The sequence below is a fragment of the Roseibium sp. AWQ4_254 genome (genome assembly GCF_056161025.1).
Genome location: NZ_JBSWYH010000010.1, coordinates 96,296 through 119,460, shown reverse-complemented (window position 1 = coordinate 119,460; position 23,165 = coordinate 96,296). Strand labels below are relative to the sequence as shown.

The following is a 23,165-nucleotide window of genomic DNA, read 5'->3' as shown; positions in this document are numbered from 1 at the left end:
TTGTCATGACCGGTCCCCCTGCCCTTGACGGACCCCGCCTTGCGCCCGCCTCCGGAGGGCTTGCGCGCCAGCTTGTGGTGCTTCTCCATGGCTATGGCGCCGACGGCACCGACCTGATCGATCTTGCCCACGCCTTTCAGGCCCGCTTGCCAGACGCGGCTTTTGTCCTTCCCCACGCCCCGGAACATTTGCCCTTTGAAGCGCTGTCCGGGCGGCAATGGTTTGCCTTGAGCGAGCGCACGCCGCACGAGTACCAGCTCGGCGCGGAAGCGGCCGCCCCCCGTCTCAACCATTTTTTGGACCGCGAGCTGGACAGGCTTTCTCTGGAGGATCACGCTCTCGCCCTGGTTGGCTTCAGCCAGGGCGCCATGATGGCGTTTCAATGCGGGCTGCGGCGCCCGGCGGCCCCTGCCGCGCTGATCGCCTATTCCGGGCTCTTGCCCGGAGCGGCAGAGATGACAGCCGGGCGGCCAGGCGCCACCGGCAAGGCCATACCGGCCGAAGGTCCACCGGTTCTGATCGTGCATGGCTGTGAAGATGACATTGTGCCAGCCTATCACGGGCAGATGGCCCATAAGGTCCTGACCTCCTCCGGACGGTCCTGCTCGTTTCACGCGCTGGAGGGGCTCGGCCACGGGATCGACGGTCGCGGGCTCAAGCTTGCCGCGACGTTTCTGGAACAGGCCTTTGCGAGAGGTTAAAGGCCTGTTAACCAATTTCCGGGATGCTTTGAAGACCTGTGCCGGACCAGAACGGGCTGGCGACACCGGGAACCAAGCACATGCAGATCACTGTCGAAACGACAACCCAGAGTGCAAGCCTGTTTTCCGCGTCCTTTTCCAGCGGTGGTCCAGAAGGGCAGAAAAACACCCCTAAGGGAAACGCATTCGGGCATGATATCGGCCAGCGTAACGGCCAGGACAAAGCGGCACCTGTCTCGGCGCTGGAAGCTGCCAGCAAGAAGGCAGAAGAGGATGCGGTCGTTATCGCCGCCCTGCAGCAGGCCGTTGAAAAGGGCAAATCCGGCGAGAGCGATGAGGATGGCAAGGACAAGAAGCTGGCCAGCATCGAGGATTACCAGAAGACGGCCGGCCAGCTGAAAGCCGCCCTTGGGGAAGACGAGGCAGGCTCTTCCGCATCTGCGTCTGTTGCCTATGAAAGCGCGTCGATCTCAACAACGACCATTGAGGCTGAAATTGGCGGCGAGACCATTTCGGCCCAGTTCGTCTCATTTGAGCGGGTGTCCTATGACAGCGAAACCGGCCTATCAGTCCGCTCCGCCAGCGCAGCCGCCATTGAAGGGGAATTCGACGGCGGCTCCTTCAGCTATTCCAGCGCTTCGGTGAGCGAGCTTTACGCCGGAACGGGCGATCAGATTTCAAACCTGGCAGGGTATCTCGCCTGACGCAGACACAAGAGTACGGGGCCGCCTGAGCCGGCTTTTGCAAGTGCCCCCGGGACTTGAAGCCCCGGACGGTTTTTCTTTTGCGCAGGACAGCCCGGGCACCCGGCCGCGGAAACGGCCGCGGCCCAGGTGAAGGGAGCCCCGGCTCCCCTCCATGTCCTCACGCCTTTTTCAGATACGCCACCAGCACATCCAGAGCCGCCTGAAGGTCCGATTTGTGGATCATCTCAGTGACCGTGTGGATGTAGCGGGTGCCAACCACGATCCCAACCGCCTTGGCCCCCGCAGCGGCCTGCTGGGCGGCCGCGCCATCCTGGCCTCCGGCGGCCAGCATGGTGCGCTGGAACGGGATGTTTTCCTTTTCCGCCAGCGCCTCGAACTCCTTCACCAGCTCCCGGTCGGCAATGAAGCTGGAATCCTTCACATGAAGGCCGAAGCCTTCGCCCTGAACCGTGGTGCGGTCCTGTTCGGGAACGCCCGGCGTGTCGCAGGCCAGGGTCGTGTCGATGCCAAGGCCGATGTCCGGTTTGATGGCGAAAGACGCAGTGCGCGCCCCGCGCAGGCCGACTTCTTCCTGGCAGGTGAAGGCCACATGGATCTCGCATTCATGCTTTGCCTTGCCCAGCCCTTTCAGCGCTTCCACCCCGAGCCAGCAGGCAATGCGGTTGTCCAGCGCCTTGGAGACGATCTTGTCACCGATCTCGATGAGCGGCTCGTCCATGGTCACCATGTCGCCGACCTTGACCACATCCTTGGCCTTGTCGCCCAGGCCGAGATCCACCACGAAGTCCTTCGGCTCAGGCACTTTCTTGCGCTCCTCGGGTGAAGAGATATGGATCGGTTTGCCGCCCGGATTCATGACTCCCTTGAAGTCGCCTGAATCCGTGGAGACCAGAACCCGGCGGGAGAACAGATTGCGTGCGTCAAAGCCACCGACCGGCTGCACATGCAGAAATCCCTTGTCGGTGACATGGGAGACCAGAAACCCGATCTCATCCATATGGCACAGCAGCATGACCTTCTTCGGCGTCCCCTTTTTGAGCGCCTTGCGGCTGTCCCGGCGGCACAGCAGCGAGCCCATCGGGTCCACCGTGACCTCGTCGAAAAGGCCCTTGATCTCTTTTTGAATGATCTCGCGCACCCGGTGCTCATGGCCCGGCACACCAGGCGTTTCGCAAAGGCGGCGAAGTAAGTCGATATTCATGGAACATCCTGTTGGAGGGGTGAAGTACCGGTCCGATCCTATGCCAAACCAGCCGGAGGGATAAAGGGTCCCCAAAGGAAATTCCGGTCTTTGCAGAAAGCTGCAAAGAAAACGGGCACGATTTGAGAAGGAAATTTCCGGTCCGGTTAACCTTCTGCTCTCCAATTTCAGAATTTTCACCCTATCTGAAGCCCATTGCCATGGCAGTGTCTTAATTGGCAGACAAACTTGAACCAACGTTCAGATAAGCGTTTGACGCAGATCTGCGAACAAACGCTGCCCCGTCCGGTTCGATCACAGTGGGGATCCAGCATGACCCAGAAAAAACGGTTTATTCTTTCCATTGATGGCGGCGGTGTCCGTGGCCTCATCCCCTTGCGCGTACTTGAGTCTCTGGAAAGCCGGCTCAGCCAGCGCGGCATCGACGCCCCCCTTCACCAGGTGTTCGACCTGATGGCTGGAACCTCCACCGGCGGTTTGATCGCAGCCGGCCTGAGTGCGCCCCGCCCTGGCGGCACCGCAGGAGAAGCGGCCGCCACCATCGCCGAATTGCGCACCTTCTATGAGCGTGATGCCCGGGAGATCTTCCAAAATTCCATCAGCGCGCGCATCGCACGGGCGCTGACGAATCCGCTCGGCCTGTTCGACGAAACCTATGACGCCCGCCCGCTTGAAAAGCTGCTGAAGGAGCGCTTCGGCTGGACGTCTATGGCCAGCGGCCTGACCCGGCTGGTGCTGACCGCCTATGACATTGAACAGCGCAAAGCGGTGTTCCTGACCAACGGGCTTGAGGAAAATGGCAGCCGCCCGGACGACTATTATTTCTGGCAGGCCGTGCGGGCCACAACCGCCGCTCCGGCCTATTTCGAACCGGCCCGGGTGGAAAATCTGAGCCGCAAGCGCGACGAAGCGCTGGTTGATGGCGGCGTGTTCATGAATGACCCGGCCATCGCGGCCTATCTGGAGGCCCGCAAACTGGGCTGGGACCAGGAGGACATCGTGATCCTGTCGCTTGGCACCGGCCGTGCTCCGGGACGGCCCTTCCCCTATCAGGAGGCCATCGGCTGGGGCTCACTGGGCTGGATGCAGCCGTCCAAGGGCGTTCCGCTGTTGTCGATCTTTGCCGACGGGCAGACCCAGACGGCCTCCTATCAGGCCGAGCATCTCTTCAACGAACTGCCCAACGTAACCTATCACCGGCTGAACACGGTACTGGAGCCAGAGGCAGAAGATCTGGACAATGCCCGTCCGGGCAACCTGATCCAGCTGAACGGGGCCGCCGACCGGATGATCCGGGACAACACCGTGTTGCTCGATAGGCTGGCCGATCTGTTGAAAGACCATCTTCTCCCAACGGAAGAAGATGCGCCCGAGGCCGATTTGGTGCATGCTGCCTGAACCCGTCCGGTTGCCGGATCATGACTGATCCCGGCGGCCGGAGCCAGCAGCGGCCCGGCGAAAGGGCCCGCAACCCCTTTGAGGCCCCCGTGAGCGAGCCCACCAGATCCGTGCGCCTTTTTTGGAGTTCTTCCCTGCCGGGGCTGGCCGGAATGCTTGCAGCGGCCCTTTTTCCTCTTGAGGTCTCAGGCGCACCGGTGCCGGCGGCAAAGCCTGGCGCGGCCCCTGTGCAAACCGCAGCCCCCGGTGCGGCGGCTGCCGTTTCGGCAGTTCCGGTACCTTTCAAGAAGCGGGCCGTACCGGAGGGATATGTCCCCCAGACGCCCAAACTGGTGCTGCGTTCCCAGCTTCCGGCAAAGGACTATTTCGGGGCGGCCAACGGCCCGGCGCCGTTGAAAGCCCGCGCCATCGGCTCCTATGCCAAGGGCTGTCTGGCGGGCGGCGCCAAACTTCCCGAAGACGGCCCTACCTGGCAAGCCATGCGCCTGTCACGCAACAGGAACTGGGGCCATCCGGAGTTGATTGCTTATCTGAAGGATCTGGCAGCCGATGCGCCGGAAGTGGGCTGGAACGGCCTTCTTGTCGGCGATCTGGCCCAGCCACGCGGCGGGCCAATGCTGTCCGGCCATGCCAGTCACCAGATCGGGCTGGATGCGGATATCTGGCTGACGGAAATGCCGAAAAGACGCCTGTCCGCGCAGGAGCGGGAACAGGTGTCCGCGATTTCCATGCTGAAGGGCCCGCTGGATGTGAAAGGCGCCGACCGGCGCGTCGACCCGCGCAAATGGACCGATGTTCACGCCCGCCTGATCCGCCGGGCTGCATCCGACAAGCGCGTCGCCCGGATCTTCGTCAATCCGGTGATCAAGAAAGCCCTGTGCACGTTCGAAAAAGGCCGGAACCGGGCCTGGCTGCGCAAGGTCCGTCCCTGGTGGGGGCACCACTATCATTTCCATGTGCGGCTGGCCTGCCCAAGAGGCAGCACCGGTTGCAAGAACCAGGCGCCTCCTCCCCCCGGAGATGGCTGCGGTGCCAATCTCGCATACTGGCTGTCGGACGAACCTTGGGTGCCGAAAAAACCGCGGAAACCCGGAGAAAAGCCGAAGGTCGTCAAAAAACGGGCCATGGCGCTTGCTGCCCTGCCGCCGGACTGCCGCACCGTGCTGACAGCCCAATAGACATGTGAGGCCGAATGTTGGTGAGCCAAGCATGACCCCACTGCCCTCTCAAGGCAAAAAAGCGTGCCGCGCGTGATCAAGCCGGGTCTGGTCTCCTGACGCCTTCACCTCCTTGAGGTCTCCGTACGGCCAATCCCATGGAACGGAATTCGTGCTATCCGTCCGGCGCATCCATCGGGCTAAGCACCTTGGTCAAGAACACCAGATCCAGCCAGCGGCCGAATTTGGTGCCGGTCTCCGGCAAAATACCGGCAATATCGAAACCGAGTGCCCGGTGCAGACCGATCGAGGCTGAGTTCTGCCCGTCCACGACACCGACCAGCACATGAAGGCCGCTTGTGCCTGCAATCTCGATAAGACGGCTCAAGAGTTTCCGCCCGACCCCGCGCCCCTGTGCCGCCGGATCAACATAGACCGTATGTTCCGCCGTCAGCCGGTAGCCTTCGCGCGGGCGGAATGGGCCAAAGCTGGCAAAGCCGACAATCTTGTTGTCCGGGCCGCACGCGACCAGAACCGGGAGCCCGTCCGCAGCCCGCTTCTCAAACCAGGTGAGCCGGTCGTCCAGTGTTTCCTCCGCCGTGGTCCAGGCGGCTGTCGTTTCACGCACCGCCTGGTTGTAAAGCGCGAGGATATCGGGAACGTCCCGGGGCTCCGCGCCCCGGACCAATACTGTTTCATTTGTTGTAATGGGGTCAGGTCCTTCTGTTGAGCCTGGATCAGGGAGGAGCGCAGCAATCTGCATCTTGATGCAGATCTCATCTGCGACCTAAGGCAAAAATGTGGCTTACCGCCGGAAAGAAGCGCGAAAAGCAGCGGACTTACGCTGGGAAAAGTGTTCATTTTTCTGGTGGAAACCGGATTGCGATGGTAAAGGGGCGGCCATGACGACGAAGACGCTTTCCAACATCCGCAACTTTTCGATTGTGGCCCATATCGACCACGGCAAGTCGACCCTTGCCGACCGCCTGATCCAGATGACCGGCACCTTGACCGACCGGGAGATGACCGAGCAGGTGCTCGACTCCATGGATATCGAGCGGGAGCGCGGCATCACCATCAAGGCCCAGACGGTTCGTCTGATCTACAATGCCAAGGATGGCCAGCAATATACGCTCAATCTGATCGACACACCGGGCCACGTGGATTTTGCCTATGAAGTGTCCCGCTCGCTTGCGGCCTGCGAAGGCTCGCTGCTGGTGGTGGATGCCTCTCAAGGGGTGGAAGCGCAAACGCTTGCCAATGTCTATCAGGCCATCGACAATGACCACGAGATCGTCACCGTTCTGAACAAGATCGACCTGCCTGCGGCCGAGCCGGACCGGATCAAGGAACAGATCGAGGATGTGATCGGCATCGATGCCTCCGAGGCCTGCATGATTTCCGCCAAGACCGGGCTTGGCGTTGAGGATGTTCTGGAAGCGATTGTCCAGAAACTGCCCGCTCCCGAAGGTGATCCGGACGACACCCTGAAGGCCATGCTGGTCGACAGCTGGTACGACACCTATCTTGGTGTCATGGTTCTGGTGCGCGTGATCAACGGCTCTCTCAAGAAGGGCCAGAAGATCAAAATGATCGGCACTGGCGCGTCCTATGACATTGACCGGGTCGGCGTCATGACCCCGAAATTCATCCAGGTGGACGAGCTGCGCTCAGGCGAAATCGGCGTCATCACCGGGTCCATCAAGGAAGTGGCCGACACGCGGGTCGGGGATACGATCACCCTGGACAAGAAGCCCTGTGCCGAGCCGCTGCCGGGCTTCAAACCAGCCCAGCCGGTTGTGTTCTGCGGGCTCTTTCCTGTGGACGCCAATGACTTTGAAGACCTGCGCGCCGCCATGGGCAAGCTGCGCCTGAACGATGCCAGCTTCTCTTTCGAAATGGAGACGTCTGCGGCGCTCGGCTTTGGCTTCCGCTGCGGTTTCCTGGGCCTGCTGCATCTGGAAATCATTCAGGAACGCCTGTCGCGCGAATTCGATCTGGACCTGATCGCCACCGCCCCGTCCGTGGTCTACCAGATGACCATGACCGATGGCACCGATATCGACCTGCACAATCCGGCCGACATGCCCGATGTGGTCAAGATCGATGAAATCCGCGAGCCCTGGATCCGGGCGACCATCATGACACCGGACGAGTATCTGGGCGGCATCCTGAAGCTTTGCCAGGAGCGGCGCGGCATTCAGGTGGATCTGTCCTATGTGGGCTCCCGCGCCATGGTCGCCTATGACCTGCCGCTCAACGAAGTGGTATTTGATTTCTACGACCGGCTGAAATCCATCTCCAAGGGCTATGCTTCCTTCGACTACCAGATCTCCGATTATCGGGCGGGCGACCTCGTCAAAATGTCGATCCTGGTCAACGAGGAGCCGGTGGACGCCCTCTCCGTTCTTGTGCACCGCAGCCAGGCGGAACGGCGCGGACGGGCCATGTGCGAGAAACTGAAGGACCTGATCCCACGGCACATGTTCAAGATCCCGATTCAGGCTGCCCTTGGCGGCCGGGTGATTGCCCGTGAAACCATCGCCGCCCTGCGCAAGGACGTGACCGCCAAATGTTACGGTGGCGACGCCACCCGGAAGCGCAAGCTTCTGGAAAAGCAGAAGGCGGGTAAAAAGAAGATGCGTCAGTTCGGCAAGGTGGAAATTCCACAGGAAGCGTTTATTCAGGCGCTCAAGATGGACGAGTGAGCAGCGGCCAGGCTGAGACCGGTGTCCCTGTCTCAGTCCCTTTAGGCTCCACACGCAACAAAAGGAATGTTCCATGAGCGTTGAACAGGCCGTTTCCGAGCGCGCCGGCCATAAGTGCGAACTCAGCGGCGCGGCTGAGGACCTCGTTCTTTTTCAGGTCGGTCCGGACGCAGATGGCACAGCGGACACAACCCTTCTTCTCAGCAAAGCCTGCGCGGATCAGATCTCCGGTGCGGCGGAACTTGATCCGAACCTCTGGCATTGCCTGAACGAAAGCGCCTGGAGCCAGGTCCCGGCGGTTCAGGTCACCGCCTACCGCCTGTTGACAAAGCTGCAGGGAGAAAGCTGGGCCCGCGATCTGCTTGACATGCTCTATCTGGAAGACGAGGTCCTGGCCTGGGCGAAGACCGGCCACGAGGAGGCGGACCAGAGCGAGGCTGCCAGCGACCCTCACAAGGATACCTATGGCGCTGTTCTCAGCGCGGGCGACACCGTGACCCTGATCAAAGATCTGAAGGTCAAGGGTGCCAATTTCACGGCCAAACGCGGTACGGCGGTGCGAAATATCAGTCTCGTTGCAGATAACCCAACGCAGATTGAAGGCCGGGTGAACGATCAGCGGATCGTCATTCTGACCGAATTTGTGAAAAAGTCCTGAGCGCGCAGGCGCTCAGGGGGCCGGTCCACAGATCAGCTCCGGTACGCCTTTGGGTTCACGCCACTTTCGCCGCCACTCAGCATGTTTCCTGAAAGGCCTTGAGGATTGCTGCAGCCACCGTGCTGGTGCCGGTATTGGTATCGGACGGGCGCGCGAACAGCGCCATCCGTGTCTTTGGCAAATCCGGCAGCTGATAAACAGTTCCAATGTCCCGCCCCCCTTCCGGAATGTTCCGCCGGTTCAGGCAGGCAATGCCAAGCCCGGCTGAAACGGCTGCCTGGACCGCGCCAACGCTGGTTCCGGTAAAAACATTGTCAAAGCCTATTCCGGCCTTTCTCAAAACCTCTTCTGCGAGCCGTTTCACCGAGCAACTGTTTGTCAGCCCGACAAGAGGCAGCTGCTTGCCCGATGGCCAGTCGAAGGTTCTGGAGGCAACCCAGACAAGATCTTCTTCAAAGGCGGTTTGTGCCGGAACGCCGACATCGTCCGAGTGGACCATGACCACATCCAGCAGTCCTGCCTTGAAGTCTTTAAACAGTGGCTCGGATGATCCCACCGACACCTCCAATCTGTGATGTGGAAGAGACTGTGTGAGCTGGGCAATCACCTGCGGCAATTTATTTCCCGCTGCGTGATCGCTGATCCCGATCAGCAGCCGCGACACTGTCTGCGCACCTGCCACGTTTGCCGCAACCCGGTCATGCAATTCGATTAGGCGGCGCGCGTCTTTCAGGAACCGTGCGCCGACGCTCGTCAGACGGACCGACCGGGGCGACCGGCTGAGCAAGACGCAGCCAAGGCGGTCCTCCAGCTTTCTGATCCGCAGGCTAACCGCAGACTGGCTCGCCCCGACCATGGCCCCTGCCCGGGTGAAACTACCGGTTTCAGCCACACGAACAAACGCCCTCAGAAGATCCATATCCAGATTTTGCATGCATCTATTTTAAAATTGAATTTCTGAAATATCAAAGATTTGTTTTCCTCATCAAAAGGCAACTGCTACCTTGATTTCACTATCTTTTCAGAGGGAGAGCTCCATGCCGCTTGCACAAATTTCCATTCTCAAAGGTTCAAAGACACCGGACCGGAAGACTGCGATCATGGATCAGGTCTATCTGTCCTTACGTGAGACCTTTGATGTGCCCGCGGATGACCGCTTCATCACGATCACGGAACACGAGCCGGATGACTTCGCCTATGGCCTCCACTATGGCGGTGTTGACCGCTCCGATGAGCTCGTCATTGTGCAACTCACCGTTAGCAACACCCGGCCCTTGGAGAAAAAACGGGCCCTGTTCAAACGGCTTGCCGACGGCTTGGAACGCGAAGCTGGTCTGCGGCCCGATGATATTTTCATCAATCTGGTTGAAACAAAAATGGAGAACTGGTCGTTCGGATATGGGATCGCGCACTATGCAGACCGGCCACCTGAACCCGGCTCCGTCTAGCACCACCCTCAACAAATCGCCGGGCGCCTTCCATCAATCCACGGTCACAACTTGCCCGGTGATGGCCCCTTCAACGCATTTGGCATAGGCCAGCCCCACGCGCCGGGACGGCACCGGATCGTGGCCCGGGAACCAGGCGCCATACTGATCGGCGGACACCTCCAACAGTCCAGGACTGACAACGTTGATGCGCACCCCTCGGGGAAGGTCGATGGCAGCGGCCGTCACGAACCCGGCCAGGGCCCCATTGGCCGTCGCCGCCCCTGCGCCCATACGTACCGGATCCCGGTCCAGAATGCCGCTTGTCAGGGTGAACGAACCGCGTTCGCTCACCTGGGTCAGGCCCGCCAGGACCAGATTGATCTGGGTGAGCACCTTGTTTTCCAGACCGAAACGGAACCGGTCTGCCGTCATCTCGCTCAATCGCCCAAATTCAACTTCACCAGCTGCCGAAAGCACCGCATCAACCGGTCCGGTCTCCCGGTATAGGGCCTCGACGCTTTCCGGCACGGCCAGATCCACCCGGCAGTCCCCCGACGAGCGGCCGGCGGTGATGATCTCATGGCGGCCGGACAACTCCGCATAGGCTGCCTTGCCCACATCCCCTGAAGCACCAACAAGCAGAATTTTCACGGGCCGTCTCCTTCAATTTTTCTGTATGCTGCAATCTTGTAAGCCAGCACCTCCTGGCACCGGTCCAGATCCGCCCGGCGCTGCTGAAGCCTCTGCTCATGCTGGAGCAAAATGGCCTTACGCTCTGGAATGCTACTGTCCCCTAACCGGTAGAGCGCCGCAAAATGCTGCATTTCCTTAAGCGGCATTCCGGTCTTGCGAAGCCAGTAAAGCAGAGTGAGCCATTCGACATTTTCCGGCGAAAACCGGCGCAAACCGTCCGGCCCGCGCTGAACCGCCGGGACAAGTCCTGACTTTTCATAAAACCGGATCGTATCGGCGCTGAGACCCGATCTGGCCGCCGCTTCTGAAATACGCATGGTGTCTCTTTCGTACTGTCCGGCACAGCCTACGGGGCTGGAGCCGCTCCAGGTCAAGACAAAAGACGCGGGTCGGCGATTGCTGCCGACAGACATGATTGATGTGCTGCCTGTCTCACGCTAGGCTTGTCTCCCGTGACAAACAGATCCGGATCACCACGGCGGAGACCGGCCATGCGCCCCAGTAAAATGTTCAATGTCGCGATTGATCCACGGCTCGCGAAACAGGCAAGCGACTTGAAACTTGATCTCGCCAAAGCAGCGGAAGAGGGTTTGAAGCAGGCTGTGCGCGCAGAGCGGGAACGGCTCTGGCGCCAGGAGAATGCGACGGCGATTGAAGCGGCCAATGCCTTTGTCGACAAGAACGGCTTGCCGTCTGAAAGGCATCGTCCGTTTTAATGGCCCGCTTTGATGTTCACCGGCTGGAACATCCCGGCACCCTCGCCCTGGTTCTGCAAGCCGATCTTCTGGATGGGTTCAACACCCGTGTTGTGGTGCCGCTCGTCACCGGTGAGGAATTCAGCACCCGGATTGAAGGCCTCAATCCGCTTCTCACCATCAACGGGCTGAATTATGTGATGCTGACACAGCATCTGGCCACTGTCCCGACCGCAGATCTTGGAGATGTCGTCTGCAATCTCTCAGAGCTGGAAGAAACACTTTCTGCAGCAACAAAGCTGCTGTTCGACGGGCTGTAAATTCAGCCCATGCGTGATCCAGCTTCTCCCCGGCCGTTCAGCGCCGGTTCAGCGGCAGGTCCGCCAGTTCACGCGGGCTCATGCGCTGGATGGCCGGGTGGGACAAAGGGTCGGTCCGGTCCGTCCAGCTCGGGGGGGCGGTGCGCAGATGGCGGCGCATAAACAGTTTCATCATGAGGATCAGTTTCCTTCTTGTTGTTGTCTTCATGGCCAAATCCTTTTCCTGAATTTAGCGATGCTGATTATCTAGTCGCTTTTTCCCTTTTAAAAAATCGACTTCTTCTGGCTTTCGATTTAGATTTCCTAAAATGAAGTCCTTGAACCGCATTCACCTGTCCGGCCTGCGGGCCGTGGAAGCCGTGGGCCGCCTCGGGTCGGCCAAGGCCGCCGCCGAGGATCTGGGCGTCACCGTTGGCGCTGTCAGCCAGCAGGTACAGAAAACCGAAGCCCAGCTGGGCGTGCCCCTATTTGAGCGCCAGAACCGGTTGCTGGTGCCAACGCCCCATATGCAGGCCATGCAGCCCCATCTGACCGCGGCCATGTCGTCGCTCGCCACTGCGATTGCGACCACAAGCCGTGGCCGCGAGGATGCGCTGACCATTTCGGTTGCCCCGGTTTTTGCGGGCAAATGGCTGGTCTGGCATTTGAAGAAATTCACCAAGGCCCATCCGGGCATAAGGGTCCGGGTGGAGGCAACAATTGATCTGGTCGACCCGGATCTGAGCGACGTGGATCTGTGCATCCGGGTCGGCCGGGGCCCTTATCCGGGTCTTCGGGCCGAAAAGCTCCTGCGCCACCGGGTGTTTCCTGTCTGCAGTCCGGCGCTGGCCGAACAGTTCCGGCACCCTTCGGACATTGCCAGACTGCCCATCATCCATGATCCCGGCCAGCCCTATTCCTGGAACACCTGGCTGCATCTGTTCGGCCTGGACGAAAGCATTTTGCAGGACGGCCCGAGCTTTTCCGACGGCTCCCTGTGCCTGGATGCGGCCATTGCCGGCCAGGGAGTGTTTCTCGCCTGGGAAACCCTGGCGGTCTATGCGGTCCAGGCCGGGCAGGTCATTGCCCCCTTCCCCCAACGTCCGGCAACGGATCTGTCCTATTGGCTCCTCAGCGGCCGGACCGCGCCCCAGACCAGGGCAAAAGCGGCGTTCGGCACGTGGCTGAAACAGGAGCTGCAAAGCTCGATCGGGCGGGCCAAAGGGGCGGATAAGGTGGAAAGCTAGTGTGGTGAATTTGAAATATGCCTCACTTTTGCAGTCACCGCCGGAGCGTATTTCAAATTCGAAAACCACACTAGAAACATAAACTTGTCAATCGCCCTGTTGACTCTGACGTTCGTATGGAGCGTGCCGGGAAATGTGACGAACTTCAGAGTCAGGTGACGGGTGCGTTCCCTCAGCCCTTCGCGCCGCACCGGCCCTGGGCGGAGAATGCTCAACATATGAATGAGGTTCCGGCTCTTGGCCAGGATGGCGCGAGAATGCAAGGAATGTGCGGGCAAACGTCCTGGTTTCAAAAGACCGGAGGAGGAACGGGCCGGACCTCTCCTGCCGCTTCCCCCTTGTCTTTCTCACGCCTTTGGGTAGAGTGCCGCCATGATGAATTGCGCTGCCCCTTGTTGTGTTCTGGACCGTGCTGCCCCGACCGGGCGGACATGCGGGGTCTATTTGCGCGCGCCGGAGCGTCAAGGTCCGGCCTGCGGACGATTTACGCGCTGAGGCGCCTGGTCCGCAGTCTTTGAAATCAAGCGCCTTTTTCCGTCATCCGGGGCTCACGCAATAATGCGTTGAGGCCGTGGCCTTCCGCGTGAATATTCGCTAAAAGACCCCGACTTTCCGTTTCGAACACAGCCCGCGCCCGATACGCGGCACCGACAACCGAGCACGCATGTCCAATCTCGATACCTTAGAAACCGATCTTCTTGCGGCCATTGATGGCGCTGAGACCGAAGCCGCCCTGGAAGAGCTGCGGATCAACGCCCTTGGCAAGAAAGGCAAGATCTCCGAGCAGATGAAGACCCTCGGCAAGATGACCCCGGAGGAACGCCAGGTGATGGGGCCGGCCCTGAACGGCCTGAAGGCCCGGATCACCGAGGCGCTCAACACCCGCAAGGACGTTCTGGCCGCAGCCGCGCTGGAAGCACGGCTTGCCAGTGAGACCGTGGATGTCACCCTGCCGCTGCGCCCCGCGCCTGCGGAAACCGGCCGCATTCACCCGGTCAGCCAAGTGATCGATGAACTGACGGCAATTTTTGCGGATATGGGCTTTTCCATTGCCGAAGGTCCCGATATCGAAACCGATGAGCTGAATTTCACGGCGCTGAATTTTCCGGAAGGCCATCCGGCGCGCGAAATGCACGACACCTTCTTTTTCAACGAAAAGGAAGACGGCGAGCGGCTGTTGCTGCGCACGCATACGTCTCCTGTGCAGATCCGCACCATGCGCACCCAGGAACCGCCTATCCGGGTGATCATTCCGGGACGGACCTATCGCTGCGACAGCGACCAGACCCACACGCCCATGTTCCACCAGGTGGAAGGCCTCGTCATCGACAAGGAAAGCCATTTCGGCCATCTGAAATGGGTGCTGCAGGAATTCTGCAAGAGCTTCTTTGAAGTCGATGACATCAAGATGCGCTTCCGTCCGAGCTTCTTCCCCTTCACAGAGCCGTCCATGGAACTCGACATTCAGTGCGATCGCTCCGGCGGAGAAGTGAAGATCGGCCAGGGGGAAGACTGGCTGGAAATCCTGGGCTGCGGCATGGTGCACCCCAATGTGATCCGCAATTGCGGCCTCGATCCGGATGTCTATCAGGGGTTCGCCTGGGGCATGGGGATCGACCGGATCGCCATGCTGAAATACGGCATGCCGGACCTGCGCGCTTTCTTTGATGCGGATCTGCGCTGGATCCAGCATTACGGCTTCCGCCCCCTCGACCTGCCGACCCTGTTCGGCGGCTTGTCCACCTGATCACCTGAACCCTGGGGCGATTGTCCATGTCCTTGCTGACCCGCATTTACCTCATCGCTGCGCTGTTGATGGCCGCAACGCTTCCGGCAACAGCGCAGACAGACAACAAGCAAGAGCGTGTTGCAACGCCGACCTCGTTTCTGGAGGCCTGTGCCGAGAAGATCGAGAACCGGGGTAGGTTGCGGTTTTGCGACACGTATTTCCGCGACAAGCTGGGCACGGAAGCCGACGCCCTGCTCTATCTCAGGGACCGGATCACGACGCTGCGCGCCAATCACGAGGCCAGCTCTGCGGAGAAATACCAGAGCTTTCTCCAGGCGATCTACATCGTGGCCTTCCTGACCATTGCCTCCATGGTGCTGATCGCCAGCGACCGGCGCATTGGCGGCACGGCCAAGTGGGCGGGGCTGACCAGCACCGCAGCCCTTCTGGTCATGGTGGTCATTGTGGCTCTGGGCTGGCTCGGCAAGTACCGGGCGGAATATGCCGCCCAGGTGGAGCTGGGCATCCTGCGCGACCGGATTGAGGCCGAAGCGGCCCAGGTTATTGCGACGAACCAGCAGATCACGCCGGACATGGTGCGCGAATGGTCCGGCGAGTTCGCCGATATCGGCCGCCGCTTCGCCGAAAGCTATGGCAATGCCACGGTGGTGCCCGAAGTCGGCCGCCTCGGCAACTGACCCAGGATTTGACCCGATTTGCGGCCCAGGCATGGCCGCCCAAGCGATAAAGAGTAAAGCACATGAAATTCACCCTTTCCTGGCTCAAGGAGCACCTGGAAACCGACGCCCCCCTGGAAGAGATCGTTGAGCGTCTCACTCTGATCGGGCTGGAAGTCGAAGAGGTCACCAACCGCGCCGACCGGCTGAAGCCGTTCCGCATTGCCAAGGTTCTGGAAGCCGAGCAGCACCCAAATGCGGACCGCCTGCGGGTCCTGAAAGTCGATACGGGCGCAGGCGAGCCGGTGCAGATCGTCTGCGGCGCCCCCAATGCCCGCGCCGGGCTTGTCGGGGTTCTGGGCAAGCCGGGCGACTATGTGCCCGGCCTCGACATCACCCTGTCCGTTGGCAAGATCCGGGACGTGGACAGCTTCGGCATGATGTGCTCGGAGCGGGAGCTGGAACTCTCCGAAGAACATGACGGCATTATCGACCTGCCCGCCGATGCCCCCGTTGGCATGGCCTATGCGGAATGGGCCGGGCTCGACGAGCCGGTGATAGAAATCGGCCTAACCCCCAACCGTCCGGACTGCACCGGCGTTTACGGCATTGCCCGGGACCTAGCCGCAGCCGGGCTCGGCAAGCTCAAAGAGCGCTCTCACGGCCAGATCCGGGGCAGCTACCCCTGCCCGGTTGGGGTGACGCTGGATTTCGGCGCCACCAAGCCCATGTGCAAGGCGTTCGGCCTGCGCCTGGTCAAGGGGGTGAAAAACGGCCCGTCGCCAAAATGGCTTCAGGACCGGCTGACGGCCATCGGCCTGCGTCCGATCAATGCGCTGGTCGACATGACCAACTACATCACCTTCGACCAGGGCCGTCCGCTCCACGTTTTCGACGCGGACAAGGTGCACGGACATCTGGTGGTGCGCCGGGGCAAGGACGGCGAGAAGATCGACGGGCTGAACGGCAAGACCTATGAGATTGACGATACGGTCTGCGTCATTGCCGATGACAACGGCGTGGAAAGCCTGGGCGGCATTCTGGGCGGCGAGCCCTCCGGCTGTACCAACGAGACCGTCAATGTGCTGATCGAATCCGCCCTTTGGGACGAAGACGATATTGCCGCGACCGGCCGCAAGCTGGGTGTCAATACGGATGCCCGCTACCGGTTCGAGCGCGGGGTTGATCCGGATTACATGATGCCTGGCCTCGATTATGCCACCCAGATGGTGCTGGACCTGTGCGGCGGTGAGCCGTCCGAGCCCCTTCAGGCCGGGTCCGTTCCGGAGAGCAACACCATCATCGATTTTCCCTATGCTGAAATCAAGCGCCTTTCGGGTGTCGAGGTGTCCCAGGCCGAAGCCAACCTGACCCTGAAGGCGCTCGGCTTCTGGATTTCCGGCTCCGGGGACACGGTCAAGGTGGCCGCTCCCAGTTGGCGCCCGGATATTGAAGGCAAGGCGGATCTCGTGGAAGAAGTGGTACGCATCATCGGTCTCGACCGGGTGCCGCTGACGCCCCTGCCGCGCCTTGGCACCGTTGGCCGCAAGGTTCTGACACCGGGACAGATCCGCCGGAACAAGGCCCGGCGGGCACTGGCCGCCCGGGGCTTCAACGAGGCGGTCACCTGGTCCTTCATCGGCCGCACTCAGGCGGAGCTGTTCGGGGGCGGCAGTGCGGCGCTTGCGCTTGCCAATCCGATTTCGAGCGAAATGTCCGACATGCGCCCGAGCCTGCTGCCCGGTCTTCTGACCGCCGCCCAGCGCAATGCAGACCGGGGCTTTGGCGATGTGGCCCTGTTCGAAATCGGCCAGATCTTTGAAAGCGATGCGCCGGAGGGCCAGAAGATGGCCGCCGGCGGTGTGCGCCGGGGCACGGCCAGACTCCACGGGGGCGGCCGCCACTGGTCCGGCACCTCTGCGGCGGTTGATGTTTATGACGCAAAGGCAGATGCGGAAGCCGCTCTTGCAGCCATTGGGGCTCCGGTTGAAAAACTGCAGGTCGTTGCAGACGCGCCAGCCACGTTCCATCCCGGCCGTTCGGGCTGTTTGAAGCTCGGCCCGAAAAACACCCTGGCCGTTTTCGGGGAAGTGCATCCGCGAACGCTGGCCGCGCTGGACCTGGAAGGCCCGCTGGTGGCGTTCGAGATTTATTTGGACGCCCTGCCCCAGCCGAAGTCCAAAGGGGGCCGCTCCAAGGGCTCGCTGGATGCAAGTCAGCTGATGCCGGTGCGGCGTGACTTCGCCTTCCTGGTGGGCAAGGATGTGAAGGCCGAAACACTTCTGAAGGCTGCCCGCGGGGCGGAGAAAACCCTGATCGCCGATGTCACCCTGTTCGACATTTATGAAGGCCAGGGGGTCGCGGATGATCAGAAGTCGGTCGCCATCGACGTGCTTTTGCAGCCGCGCCAGAAAACCCTGACCGATGAGGATATCGACGCTGTGTCGAAAAAGATCATCGCCAATGTGGAAAAAGCCACCGGCGGCACGCTGAGAGGATAAGTCTCCCGCCGCCTGTTTTGCCTGGGACCGGCCCCGTGGCTCAGCTCTCCGGAGCGGGGCCTAGGGGCCGGTTTTTCTATTTTTCCAGTCCGGGCCCATCAGTCGTTGAATTTGAAAGCTCGCGGATTAACGCAGGAGCGAGCCAGACAGCGCCTTTTGTCCTTGGTCGGCACCCAGTTGTTGCCCGCCACCTCCCCATGGGGGCAGAAACTGCGGTTGGCCACGTAGCGGTCGAATGTATACTCACCAGTGCTCAAAAGCACGGCACCCCTCTGCTCGATCATCGCCTGCACCTGGGCGCAGGTCATGGCACGGGTGTCGGGCCGCCGGGACTGGGCCTCGGAGGGCTGAACCGCCAGAAGGAAAAGCCCCGCCCCAAGGGCTCCGGCCACCGCCGGTGCTGCAAGGGCCGCACATGTCTTTGAAAAACGGGTCATGAAACCGATCCTGGATTAATCAACCTTGCCGTGAACATGGCACCGACTGCCGCAGTGTCAAGCAGCCAGGCACGTGTGGACACGCCACAATTTTCTCCTGCCGGGGCACGCCCCCAAAATCCGGGATGGAGCTCCGCCGAGAATCGGCTAGGCTGGTCAAGACCGCTCTCCCTCCTTCCCTCGGGACTTTTGACCTCTCCCATGGACCGCGCCCTGCTAGACCGATTGGGCACCCCTTACGGCGCCGCCGAAGAGGACCGCCTGCATCATCTGAAGGAGATCCTCCTTCAGGCGCCGCACATTCTTCAAATGCTGCGCACCCTGCGCGACCTTGCACTGCCCGATGCCTGGCTGGTTTCCGGCGGGATCTATCAGACTGTCTGGAATGTCATTACCGAACGTCCGCTGTTCCATGGCATCAAGGATTTCGACCTGATCTATTTTGACGGCACCGACCTGTCCTATGAGGCTGAGGACGCGGTGATCAAGCAAGTGAATGCGGCACTTCCCGACCTGGCCGATCTTCTGGAAGTGCGCAATCAGGCACGCGTGCACCTGTGGTATGAGAAGCGCTTTGGCCGCCCCTACAGACCGCTTGACTGTTCCATGGACGCCCTGACCACCTATGCCGCCAGAACCCATGCGGTGGCAGCGCAGATGGACAGCTCAGACAGGCTCCACCTCCACGCCCCCTTCGGCCTCGCCAATCTTTTTGGGCTGCGGCTTGTGCCAAATCACGGGCAGCCGAACGAGGAGACCTACACGGAAAAAGCCGCGCGCATGAAGGCCCTCTGGCCGGAACTGACGGTGGAACCGTGGGAGTGAATGAACGCGAGCGGGCCACCGCTGCGTCTGCGTGAGCGGTTCATCGGGCAAGTGGCGCAACGCTGGCGATGGGCTGCTTTCCATCACCCGAAAGGCCGGTTTGCAAACCGGGCCGCTTTGACCTCTCAGTGGTCAGCCTTTCTGGTGAACTGCCGCATCAGGAAATCGACAACCTGCGGAACATGCGGTGTGAACAGATCGCCGCCATGGCCGGCGCCCTCAACCCAAACGAGCTCGACTTGTTCCGCGCCGCCCTGTTTTTTCAAGGTATCGAAGAGCCGTTTTGTCTGCCGCGGAGAGACCACCTTGTCCATTGTTCCCGTCATCAGCAAAAAGTTGGGAAGCTTCTGCCCCTTTGGCAGATTGGCGATATAGATCTCAGGACTTGCGGCATCGGCAGCGGCCTTGTGCGCGGACACGTCCTTGCCGATGAGAATACTCTCGGGCAACATGTCTGGACTGTGCGCCGCACTGTTCTGGCGGCTCCCCTCCGGACTGACGGAAAGTGTGTCATTGCCGCGGCTGCCCGAAACTTGGCGCTCGCTTTGGTGTTGGACCGGAGTATCAGACAGTCCGTCAGCGGCATGATCTCCGGCCAGATCATAAAGACTGGAAGGCGCATACCACGACACAACCGCATCAAGCATCGTTTCGGGATCTTTGGCAGATAAAGCCCCCACCCATAACGCCAGATGTGCGCCCGAAGACTGTCCCCAAACAGCAATTTTTTGCCCGTCGTAGCCATACTGATCCGCATTTTCGCGCAGGAATGCCAAGGCTTTTTCAACATCATTGATCTGGGCCGGCCAAATCTCATCGGTCGAATAAGTGTAATCGAGCGAGGCAATGGCAATGCCAGCTTGCAAAAGAGCTTCAACGCGGCCGTAAAGCGAAACCTGCGTCCTGTCGTTGCGAAACCAACGCCCGCCATGGATGAAAATCAGCAAAGGCGGATTTTTTACGCCGTCAGGCATGTAGAGGTCGAGCGTGTTGCGCGGCTTATCGCCATAAGCAATCGCCTTGGCTTCGGTCTGTGCGAAGGCCTGCCCCGCCATTGTGAAAAAGCTTAGCAAGACCGCTAGAATGGGCGTTCTCATATGTGCTCCATAGGGTTGTTTCAGCTAAATGACCCTGAGACTTTCAGTTTTTGCGGGCCGCATAGCCCAGTGGCAGGTCCTCCGGCACGCAGTTGATCACAGTTTCGTCGCCGGTACGACAGGTTTCGACGAAGCTCAGGGTTGCGAATTCATCAATCTCCAGCTTCAGACAGGTTGGGAAAACCAATGTGCCTGCTATGTGACCTCCACCCAGGTGCGCATGCCCCCAAACGCGTGACTGAGCATATGGCAGTGCAGCATCCATTTGCCGGGATTGTCGAACCTGCACAGGATCTCCCGGCTTTGCCGTGGAAAGACGAGGGTGGTGTCCCGCAAATCCCCCAAGCTGCCATCTTCATTTGCTTCAAAGAAGTGGTGACCATGAAGATGCATGCCATGCGGGAAAGACGTGTCATTCACCAATATGATTCTGGCGGTTTCGCCGTTTTGGAAGGATGCAAACGGACGGTCTTGCATCCCGGAGAGGTCATTGAACGCCCAGACATCCGCGCCGCCATGCAGCCCGCCCATGGCGCCCCCCATCATGTGAAGGGTGAGCGTGCGGTCCGGTTTTGTGACTGGCGGAATAGCCGGCGCAGGCAAGGCCGGAACCGCCTCCCGCCGGCGGGTTTCCCTGGTCCCGCGAACCGCGATGGACCCGAGCTCGTAAGGGCCCTGCCGGCTCATCATGTCGAGACGAACAGGGCCTTTAACATCCAGAACAAGATCAGCCCTTTGCGCAGGGGCCAGCATGAGTGTCTGAAACGGACGCGGTCCGGAGACAGCCATCCCGTCAAGCGCGATCAGCTTGCCTTCAGCCCCTGAAACGGCAATTGGAAAAATGCGGTTGGCTGCGGCGTTGATGACCCGCAACCTGATCCGGTCCCCCAACTGGACCGTGTCACGGGACAAGAACGCCCGCGCAAAGCTGCCCAACAGCCCGGCATGGGAGACACTGTGGGGGTTGGTATAGTCGCCGGTCAGCGTGCCATCCCGCTCCATCCGCCAGTCTGAAACGAGCGCAGTGACATCGTGGTCCACATCAATTGCGTCATCGTCTTCGATGATCAAAGGGCCAACCATGCCCCGGGCCACCTGCTCATGCGAGGTGTGATGCGAGTGGTACCAGAAGGTCCCCGCATCTGGCGGCACGAAGCTGTAGGTCCTCGTGCTGCCTGGTGCAATCACGGTTTGGGTCAGCCCGGGCACACCGTCCATGCTGTTGTCCAGCCGGATCCCGTGCCAATGAACGGCGGTTCCCCGGTCCAGGGCGTTCTCGACCTCGATGACCGCTTGCACACCCCGTCGCAGGCGCAGTTCGGGGCCCGGCATGGACCCGTTGAAACCAAGCATCCGTGTGACGCCTTCTCCATTCGGCAGGATCTGCGCTGTGACCTGTTCCGCTTTGAGGCGGTGTGCAGGGGTAGCCGCCCAGCCCTCCAGGGGCAGGAGCCCCAAAGCGGCAGAGCTGGCGAGAAACTGTCGGCGGTTCATGGCTTTCCTCATGACGGCAAAGTCAAAACAGATGTGAGACAGGCTGTTGTCAGCAAGATTGCAAGCACGAGGCCCCATTCCAGCGAGATCGATCTGGAGAGTTCCACAGCGGCACGGCTATCGCGGGCGGCCAGCCGAGGGACAAACCGGAACTTGTTCATCGCCGCGAGCCCCAAAAGACCAGCCACCAAAAGACTTTTCAGCAGAAGCGCCTGACCATAGCCTGTCACAACAAGCGTGGTCAGTGAACCGGTCAGCGCGGTCCCCATCACCAGCCCCGCCAGAATGAGCAGCGGGACAAAGACAGCCGCGGCCCGGCCAAACCGATGACCAAGCGCAGCGGCTTCCTGCAGCCTGCTGGAGGACGCCAGGCGTTTCAGCGGCGTCAGGATGCCGATCCAGAGCGCGACCGCTCCCAGATGAAACACGAGAAGCGCATTCAGCCAGGGCGTGTCGTGATCCGGAACATGTCCGGTGACGGCGAAGGAGAAAAGCGCCAGCATGCCCCCGGCCGCTGAGACCCAAAGCCCCACCCGGCCAAACGCCAGGCCACCGAGCAAGAGGGCCAAACCCGCCATGCGCAGGCTCAACGCGGTGCCCACATGTGTTGCCCATAAAAGCCCAAGCATCTCAGGATCTGTCATGCCGCTCGCCTCCCCCGTGAGCGCGGCCCCTTGCAGGAGAAAACCAGCGGCAGCACCGGCAAGGCCCAAAAGGCCAAAGGAAAATGCGGCCCGGCGGATCCGGGCCAGATGAAAGAGCAGGCCTGCAAAGACAGTCCCGGCCGATGCGAGGATCCCGAGATATAGGCCGAACTTGGCCACGGCCGCCGCAAAACCCCACACATCCGGCATCAGTCACCGACCGTGAAGCTGAACGTTCCGTTCATGGCGTGACCATCGCTGCCGAGACCACGCCACTCGATCTGATAGAGCCCCGCCCCAAGGGCAGGCAGCGGAAGGGCATAGCGCGGTACAAACCCTGAGCCCCCATCCAGATCAAGGTCCCTACTGTCTTTTCCCGCATGGGTGAGGGTCACGCGGGTGAGCCGGATCGCGCCCTTGAACTCCATCGCGATCTCAGCAGGCACGTCTGTCACAACCGCGCCATGGGCCGGAACCGTGGCCTCCAGCGGAGAATGCGCTGCAACCGGCGTCGCAAAAAACAATATCAAGGCAGCAGCCAAAACCCGTTTCATTCTGTCCTCCCATGCCCATTTGGGCGATCATTCTACGCCAGAAAATCCCCGCCTGGTGGCAGGTCTGCTTGCAAGAAACCCTGCGGAGCGTTTCCGGTTTGGCCAGCGCGCCTGGGAACTCTGCCGGACGTTGACGGAAAAGCTAGTCTTTCCAGTTGCTGGAAGGTCAAGAGGGTGGAGCACAAATGAATGTTGCTCCGGCCCGTCCTGAGCGGCCATCAACGCCTGCCGCACCAACGGCGCAAAAGGGTGGCGGTGACTTCCTGTCCACCGCAAAAAACCTGGCCTTGCAAGACAGGATTCCGGATGCCCT

The 23,165-nt window shown here is 60.7% G+C and carries 26 protein-coding genes; 14 read left to right on the top strand and 12 right to left on the bottom strand.

Going from position 1 to position 23,165, the window contains the following annotated elements; translation table 11 throughout:
* Nucleotides 1-5: 5 nt before the first annotated feature.
* Nucleotides 6-701 (top strand): alpha/beta hydrolase, encoded by a 696-nt coding sequence (locus ACXAIC_RS09910; protein ID WP_475176914.1) that lies wholly within the window; start codon nucleotides 6-8, stop codon nucleotides 699-701.
* Between the two features lie 80 nt (nucleotides 702-781).
* Complete coding sequence (locus ACXAIC_RS09905; protein WP_475176911.1) at nucleotides 782-1,405, top strand: hypothetical protein; 624 nt, start codon at nucleotides 782-784, stop codon at nucleotides 1,403-1,405.
* A gap of 160 nt (nucleotides 1,406-1,565) precedes the next feature.
* Here ACXAIC_RS09905 and ACXAIC_RS09900 read toward each other — a convergent pair whose 3' ends face one another.
* Complete coding sequence (locus ACXAIC_RS09900) at nucleotides 1,566-2,609, bottom strand: M42 family metallopeptidase (RefSeq protein ID WP_475176907.1); 1,044 nt, start codon at nucleotides 2,607-2,609, stop codon at nucleotides 1,566-1,568.
* Between the two features lie 312 nt (nucleotides 2,610-2,921).
* Here ACXAIC_RS09900 and ACXAIC_RS09895 point away from each other — a divergent pair, with 312 nt between their 5' ends.
* Complete coding sequence (locus tag ACXAIC_RS09895; RefSeq protein ID WP_475176903.1) at nucleotides 2,922-4,007, top strand: patatin-like phospholipase family protein; 1,086 nt, start codon at nucleotides 2,922-2,924, stop codon at nucleotides 4,005-4,007.
* Nucleotides 4,008-4,159: 152 nt separating this feature from the next.
* Entirely contained in the window at nucleotides 4,160-5,185 is a 1,026-nt protein-coding gene (gene mepA / locus ACXAIC_RS09890; RefSeq protein ID WP_475177109.1) for a penicillin-insensitive murein endopeptidase, read from the top strand.
* Nucleotides 5,186-5,339: 154 nt separating this feature from the next.
* Here the strand turns inward: mepA and ACXAIC_RS09885 are convergent, their stop codons facing one another.
* Nucleotides 5,340-5,852: an N-acetyltransferase family protein gene (locus ACXAIC_RS09885; protein ID WP_475176900.1), complete on the bottom strand. Its 513-nt coding sequence runs from the start codon at nucleotides 5,850-5,852 to the stop codon at nucleotides 5,340-5,342.
* Between the two features lie 214 nt (nucleotides 5,853-6,066).
* Here ACXAIC_RS09885 and lepA point away from each other — a divergent pair, with 214 nt between their 5' ends.
* Nucleotides 6,067-7,872 (top strand): translation elongation factor 4, encoded by a 1,806-nt coding sequence (gene lepA / locus ACXAIC_RS09880; RefSeq protein WP_475176897.1) that lies wholly within the window; start codon nucleotides 6,067-6,069, stop codon nucleotides 7,870-7,872.
* A 73-nt stretch (nucleotides 7,873-7,945) separates the two neighbouring features.
* Entirely contained in the window at nucleotides 7,946-8,530 is a 585-nt protein-coding gene (locus ACXAIC_RS09875; protein WP_475176896.1) for a PhnA domain-containing protein, read from the top strand.
* Nucleotides 8,531-8,606: 76 nt separating this feature from the next.
* Here the strand turns inward: ACXAIC_RS09875 and ACXAIC_RS09870 are convergent, their stop codons facing one another.
* Complete coding sequence (locus tag ACXAIC_RS09870; RefSeq protein WP_475176893.1) at nucleotides 8,607-9,464, bottom strand: LysR family transcriptional regulator; 858 nt, start codon at nucleotides 9,462-9,464, stop codon at nucleotides 8,607-8,609.
* Nucleotides 9,465-9,567: 103 nt separating this feature from the next.
* Between ACXAIC_RS09870 and ACXAIC_RS09865 the strand changes: the two genes are divergently transcribed.
* Complete coding sequence (locus tag ACXAIC_RS09865; protein ID WP_475176891.1) at nucleotides 9,568-9,978, top strand: tautomerase family protein; 411 nt, start codon at nucleotides 9,568-9,570, stop codon at nucleotides 9,976-9,978.
* A 33-nt stretch (nucleotides 9,979-10,011) separates the two neighbouring features.
* On the opposite strand, the gene ACXAIC_RS09860 is transcribed toward ACXAIC_RS09865, so the two are convergent.
* Both ACXAIC_RS09860 and ACXAIC_RS09855 read right to left on the bottom strand, forming a co-directional pair.
* Entirely contained in the window at nucleotides 10,012-10,611 is a 600-nt protein-coding gene (locus tag ACXAIC_RS09860; protein ID WP_475176888.1) for a short chain dehydrogenase, read from the bottom strand.
* Entirely contained in the window at nucleotides 10,608-10,970 is a 363-nt protein-coding gene (locus ACXAIC_RS09855; RefSeq protein ID WP_475176883.1) for a MerR family transcriptional regulator, read from the bottom strand. Before ACXAIC_RS09855 ends, ACXAIC_RS09860 begins: the two co-directional genes overlap by 4 nt.
* 174 nt (nucleotides 10,971-11,144) lie before the next feature.
* Between ACXAIC_RS09855 and ACXAIC_RS09850 the strand changes: the two genes are divergently transcribed.
* Nucleotides 11,145-11,369 carry a type II toxin-antitoxin system CcdA family antitoxin gene (locus ACXAIC_RS09850; protein WP_475176879.1) on the top strand — a complete coding sequence of 75 codons (225 nt, stop codon included), beginning with the start codon at nucleotides 11,145-11,147 and terminating at the stop codon, nucleotides 11,367-11,369.
* The gene (locus tag ACXAIC_RS09845) at nucleotides 11,369-11,668 is read left to right on the top strand and encodes a CcdB family protein (protein WP_475176875.1); all 300 of its coding nucleotides are present in this window, start codon (nucleotides 11,369-11,371) and stop codon (nucleotides 11,666-11,668) included. Before ACXAIC_RS09850 ends, ACXAIC_RS09845 begins: the two co-directional genes overlap by 1 nt.
* Before the next feature lie 37 nt (nucleotides 11,669-11,705).
* Here ACXAIC_RS09845 and ACXAIC_RS09840 read toward each other — a convergent pair whose 3' ends face one another.
* Nucleotides 11,706-11,843 (bottom strand): hypothetical protein, encoded by a 138-nt coding sequence (locus ACXAIC_RS09840; protein ID WP_475176871.1) that lies wholly within the window; start codon nucleotides 11,841-11,843, stop codon nucleotides 11,706-11,708.
* A gap of 133 nt (nucleotides 11,844-11,976) precedes the next feature.
* Here ACXAIC_RS09840 and ACXAIC_RS09835 point away from each other — a divergent pair, with 133 nt between their 5' ends.
* The 4 genes from ACXAIC_RS09835 (at nucleotide 11,977) to pheT (ending at nucleotide 17,801) form a co-directional block, all read left to right on the top strand.
* On the top strand, nucleotides 11,977-12,894 hold the full coding sequence (locus tag ACXAIC_RS09835) for a LysR substrate-binding domain-containing protein (protein WP_475176866.1): 918 nt from the start codon (nucleotides 11,977-11,979) through the stop codon (nucleotides 12,892-12,894).
* Between the two features lie 664 nt (nucleotides 12,895-13,558).
* Nucleotides 13,559-14,641 carry a phenylalanine--tRNA ligase subunit alpha gene (gene pheS, locus ACXAIC_RS09830; protein ID WP_475176861.1) on the top strand — a complete coding sequence of 361 codons (1,083 nt, stop codon included), beginning with the start codon at nucleotides 13,559-13,561 and terminating at the stop codon, nucleotides 14,639-14,641.
* A gap of 26 nt (nucleotides 14,642-14,667) precedes the next feature.
* A complete protein-coding gene (locus ACXAIC_RS09825; protein WP_475176856.1) occupies nucleotides 14,668-15,321 on the top strand; it encodes a phenylalanyl-tRNA synthetase subunit alpha in 654 nt (217 codons plus the stop codon).
* 62 nt (nucleotides 15,322-15,383) lie between these two features.
* Nucleotides 15,384-17,801 (top strand): phenylalanine--tRNA ligase subunit beta, encoded by a 2,418-nt coding sequence (gene pheT / locus ACXAIC_RS09820; RefSeq protein ID WP_475176850.1) that lies wholly within the window; start codon nucleotides 15,384-15,386, stop codon nucleotides 17,799-17,801.
* A 98-nt stretch (nucleotides 17,802-17,899) separates the two neighbouring features.
* On the opposite strand, the gene ACXAIC_RS09815 is transcribed toward pheT, so the two are convergent.
* Nucleotides 17,900-18,238 (bottom strand): hypothetical protein, encoded by a 339-nt coding sequence (locus ACXAIC_RS09815; RefSeq protein WP_475176845.1) that lies wholly within the window; start codon nucleotides 18,236-18,238, stop codon nucleotides 17,900-17,902.
* A 201-nt stretch (nucleotides 18,239-18,439) separates the two neighbouring features.
* Between ACXAIC_RS09815 and ACXAIC_RS09810 the strand changes: the two genes are divergently transcribed.
* Nucleotides 18,440-19,063, top strand: a complete 624-nt coding sequence (locus ACXAIC_RS09810; RefSeq protein ID WP_475176838.1) for a nucleotidyltransferase family protein — start codon at nucleotides 18,440-18,442, stop codon at nucleotides 19,061-19,063.
* Between the two features lie 125 nt (nucleotides 19,064-19,188).
* Here the strand turns inward: ACXAIC_RS09810 and ACXAIC_RS09805 are convergent, their stop codons facing one another.
* Genes ACXAIC_RS09805 through ACXAIC_RS09785 form a run of 5 tightly spaced genes read right to left on the bottom strand, consistent with a single transcriptional unit; the run spans nucleotide 19,189 to nucleotide 22,852 of the window.
* Complete coding sequence (locus ACXAIC_RS09805; RefSeq protein WP_475176832.1) at nucleotides 19,189-20,160, bottom strand: alpha/beta fold hydrolase; 972 nt, start codon at nucleotides 20,158-20,160, stop codon at nucleotides 19,189-19,191.
* A gap of 43 nt (nucleotides 20,161-20,203) precedes the next feature.
* Nucleotides 20,204-20,347, bottom strand: a complete 144-nt coding sequence (locus tag ACXAIC_RS09800; RefSeq protein WP_475176826.1) for a phenolic acid decarboxylase — start codon at nucleotides 20,345-20,347, stop codon at nucleotides 20,204-20,206.
* A gap of 8 nt (nucleotides 20,348-20,355) precedes the next feature.
* Nucleotides 20,356-21,654, bottom strand: a complete 1,299-nt coding sequence (locus tag ACXAIC_RS09795; RefSeq protein WP_475176820.1) for a multicopper oxidase family protein — start codon at nucleotides 21,652-21,654, stop codon at nucleotides 20,356-20,358.
* An 8-nt stretch (nucleotides 21,655-21,662) separates the two neighbouring features.
* Nucleotides 21,663-22,508 (bottom strand): copper resistance D family protein, encoded by an 846-nt coding sequence (locus tag ACXAIC_RS09790; RefSeq protein ID WP_475176815.1) that lies wholly within the window; start codon nucleotides 22,506-22,508, stop codon nucleotides 21,663-21,665.
* Complete coding sequence (locus ACXAIC_RS09785; protein ID WP_475176809.1) at nucleotides 22,508-22,852, bottom strand: copper resistance CopC family protein; 345 nt, start codon at nucleotides 22,850-22,852, stop codon at nucleotides 22,508-22,510. The genes ACXAIC_RS09790 and ACXAIC_RS09785 overlap by 1 nt, the downstream gene beginning before the upstream one ends.
* Nucleotides 22,853-23,165 lie beyond the last annotated feature (313 nt).

Bases quoted from the DNA above. Each gene is read 5' to 3' on its own strand.
- ACXAIC_RS09910 (WP_475176914.1), top strand. From the start codon at position 6: ATGACCGGTCCCCCTGCCCTTGACGGACCCCGCCTTGCGCCCGCCTCC.
- ACXAIC_RS09905 (WP_475176911.1), top strand. From the start codon at position 782: ATGCAGATCACTGTCGAAACGACAACCCAGAGTGCAAGCCTGTTTTCC.
- ACXAIC_RS09900 (WP_475176907.1), bottom strand. From the start codon at position 2,609: ATGAATATCGACTTACTTCGCCGCCTTTGCGAAACGCCTGGTGTGCCG.
- ACXAIC_RS09895 (WP_475176903.1), top strand. From the start codon at position 2,922: ATGACCCAGAAAAAACGGTTTATTCTTTCCATTGATGGCGGCGGTGTC.
- mepA (WP_475177109.1), top strand. From the start codon at position 4,160: ATGCTTGCAGCGGCCCTTTTTCCTCTTGAGGTCTCAGGCGCACCGGTG.
- lepA (WP_475176897.1), top strand. From the start codon at position 6,067: ATGACGACGAAGACGCTTTCCAACATCCGCAACTTTTCGATTGTGGCC.
- ACXAIC_RS09875 (WP_475176896.1), top strand. From the start codon at position 7,946: ATGAGCGTTGAACAGGCCGTTTCCGAGCGCGCCGGCCATAAGTGCGAA.
- ACXAIC_RS09870 (WP_475176893.1), bottom strand. From the start codon at position 9,464: ATGCAAAATCTGGATATGGATCTTCTGAGGGCGTTTGTTCGTGTGGCT.
- ACXAIC_RS09865 (WP_475176891.1), top strand. From the start codon at position 9,568: ATGCCGCTTGCACAAATTTCCATTCTCAAAGGTTCAAAGACACCGGAC.
- ACXAIC_RS09855 (WP_475176883.1), bottom strand. From the start codon at position 10,970: ATGCGTATTTCAGAAGCGGCGGCCAGATCGGGTCTCAGCGCCGATACG.
- ACXAIC_RS09850 (WP_475176879.1), top strand. From the start codon at position 11,145: ATGCGCCCCAGTAAAATGTTCAATGTCGCGATTGATCCACGGCTCGCG.
- ACXAIC_RS09845 (WP_475176875.1), top strand. From the start codon at position 11,369: ATGGCCCGCTTTGATGTTCACCGGCTGGAACATCCCGGCACCCTCGCC.
- ACXAIC_RS09840 (WP_475176871.1), bottom strand. From the start codon at position 11,843: ATGATGAAACTGTTTATGCGCCGCCATCTGCGCACCGCCCCCCCGAGC.
- ACXAIC_RS09835 (WP_475176866.1), top strand. From the start codon at position 11,977: ATGAAGTCCTTGAACCGCATTCACCTGTCCGGCCTGCGGGCCGTGGAA.
- pheS (WP_475176861.1), top strand. From the start codon at position 13,559: ATGTCCAATCTCGATACCTTAGAAACCGATCTTCTTGCGGCCATTGAT.
- ACXAIC_RS09825 (WP_475176856.1), top strand. From the start codon at position 14,668: ATGTCCTTGCTGACCCGCATTTACCTCATCGCTGCGCTGTTGATGGCC.
- pheT (WP_475176850.1), top strand. From the start codon at position 15,384: ATGAAATTCACCCTTTCCTGGCTCAAGGAGCACCTGGAAACCGACGCC.
- ACXAIC_RS09815 (WP_475176845.1), bottom strand. From the start codon at position 18,238: ATGACCCGTTTTTCAAAGACATGTGCGGCCCTTGCAGCACCGGCGGTG.
- ACXAIC_RS09810 (WP_475176838.1), top strand. From the start codon at position 18,440: ATGGACCGCGCCCTGCTAGACCGATTGGGCACCCCTTACGGCGCCGCC.
- ACXAIC_RS09805 (WP_475176832.1), bottom strand. From the start codon at position 20,160: ATGAGAACGCCCATTCTAGCGGTCTTGCTAAGCTTTTTCACAATGGCG.
- ACXAIC_RS09795 (WP_475176820.1), bottom strand. From the start codon at position 21,654: ATGAACCGCCGACAGTTTCTCGCCAGCTCTGCCGCTTTGGGGCTCCTG.
- ACXAIC_RS09790 (WP_475176815.1), bottom strand. From the start codon at position 22,508: ATGCCGGATGTGTGGGGTTTTGCGGCGGCCGTGGCCAAGTTCGGCCTA.
- ACXAIC_RS09785 (WP_475176809.1), bottom strand. From the start codon at position 22,852: ATGAAACGGGTTTTGGCTGCTGCCTTGATATTGTTTTTTGCGACGCCG.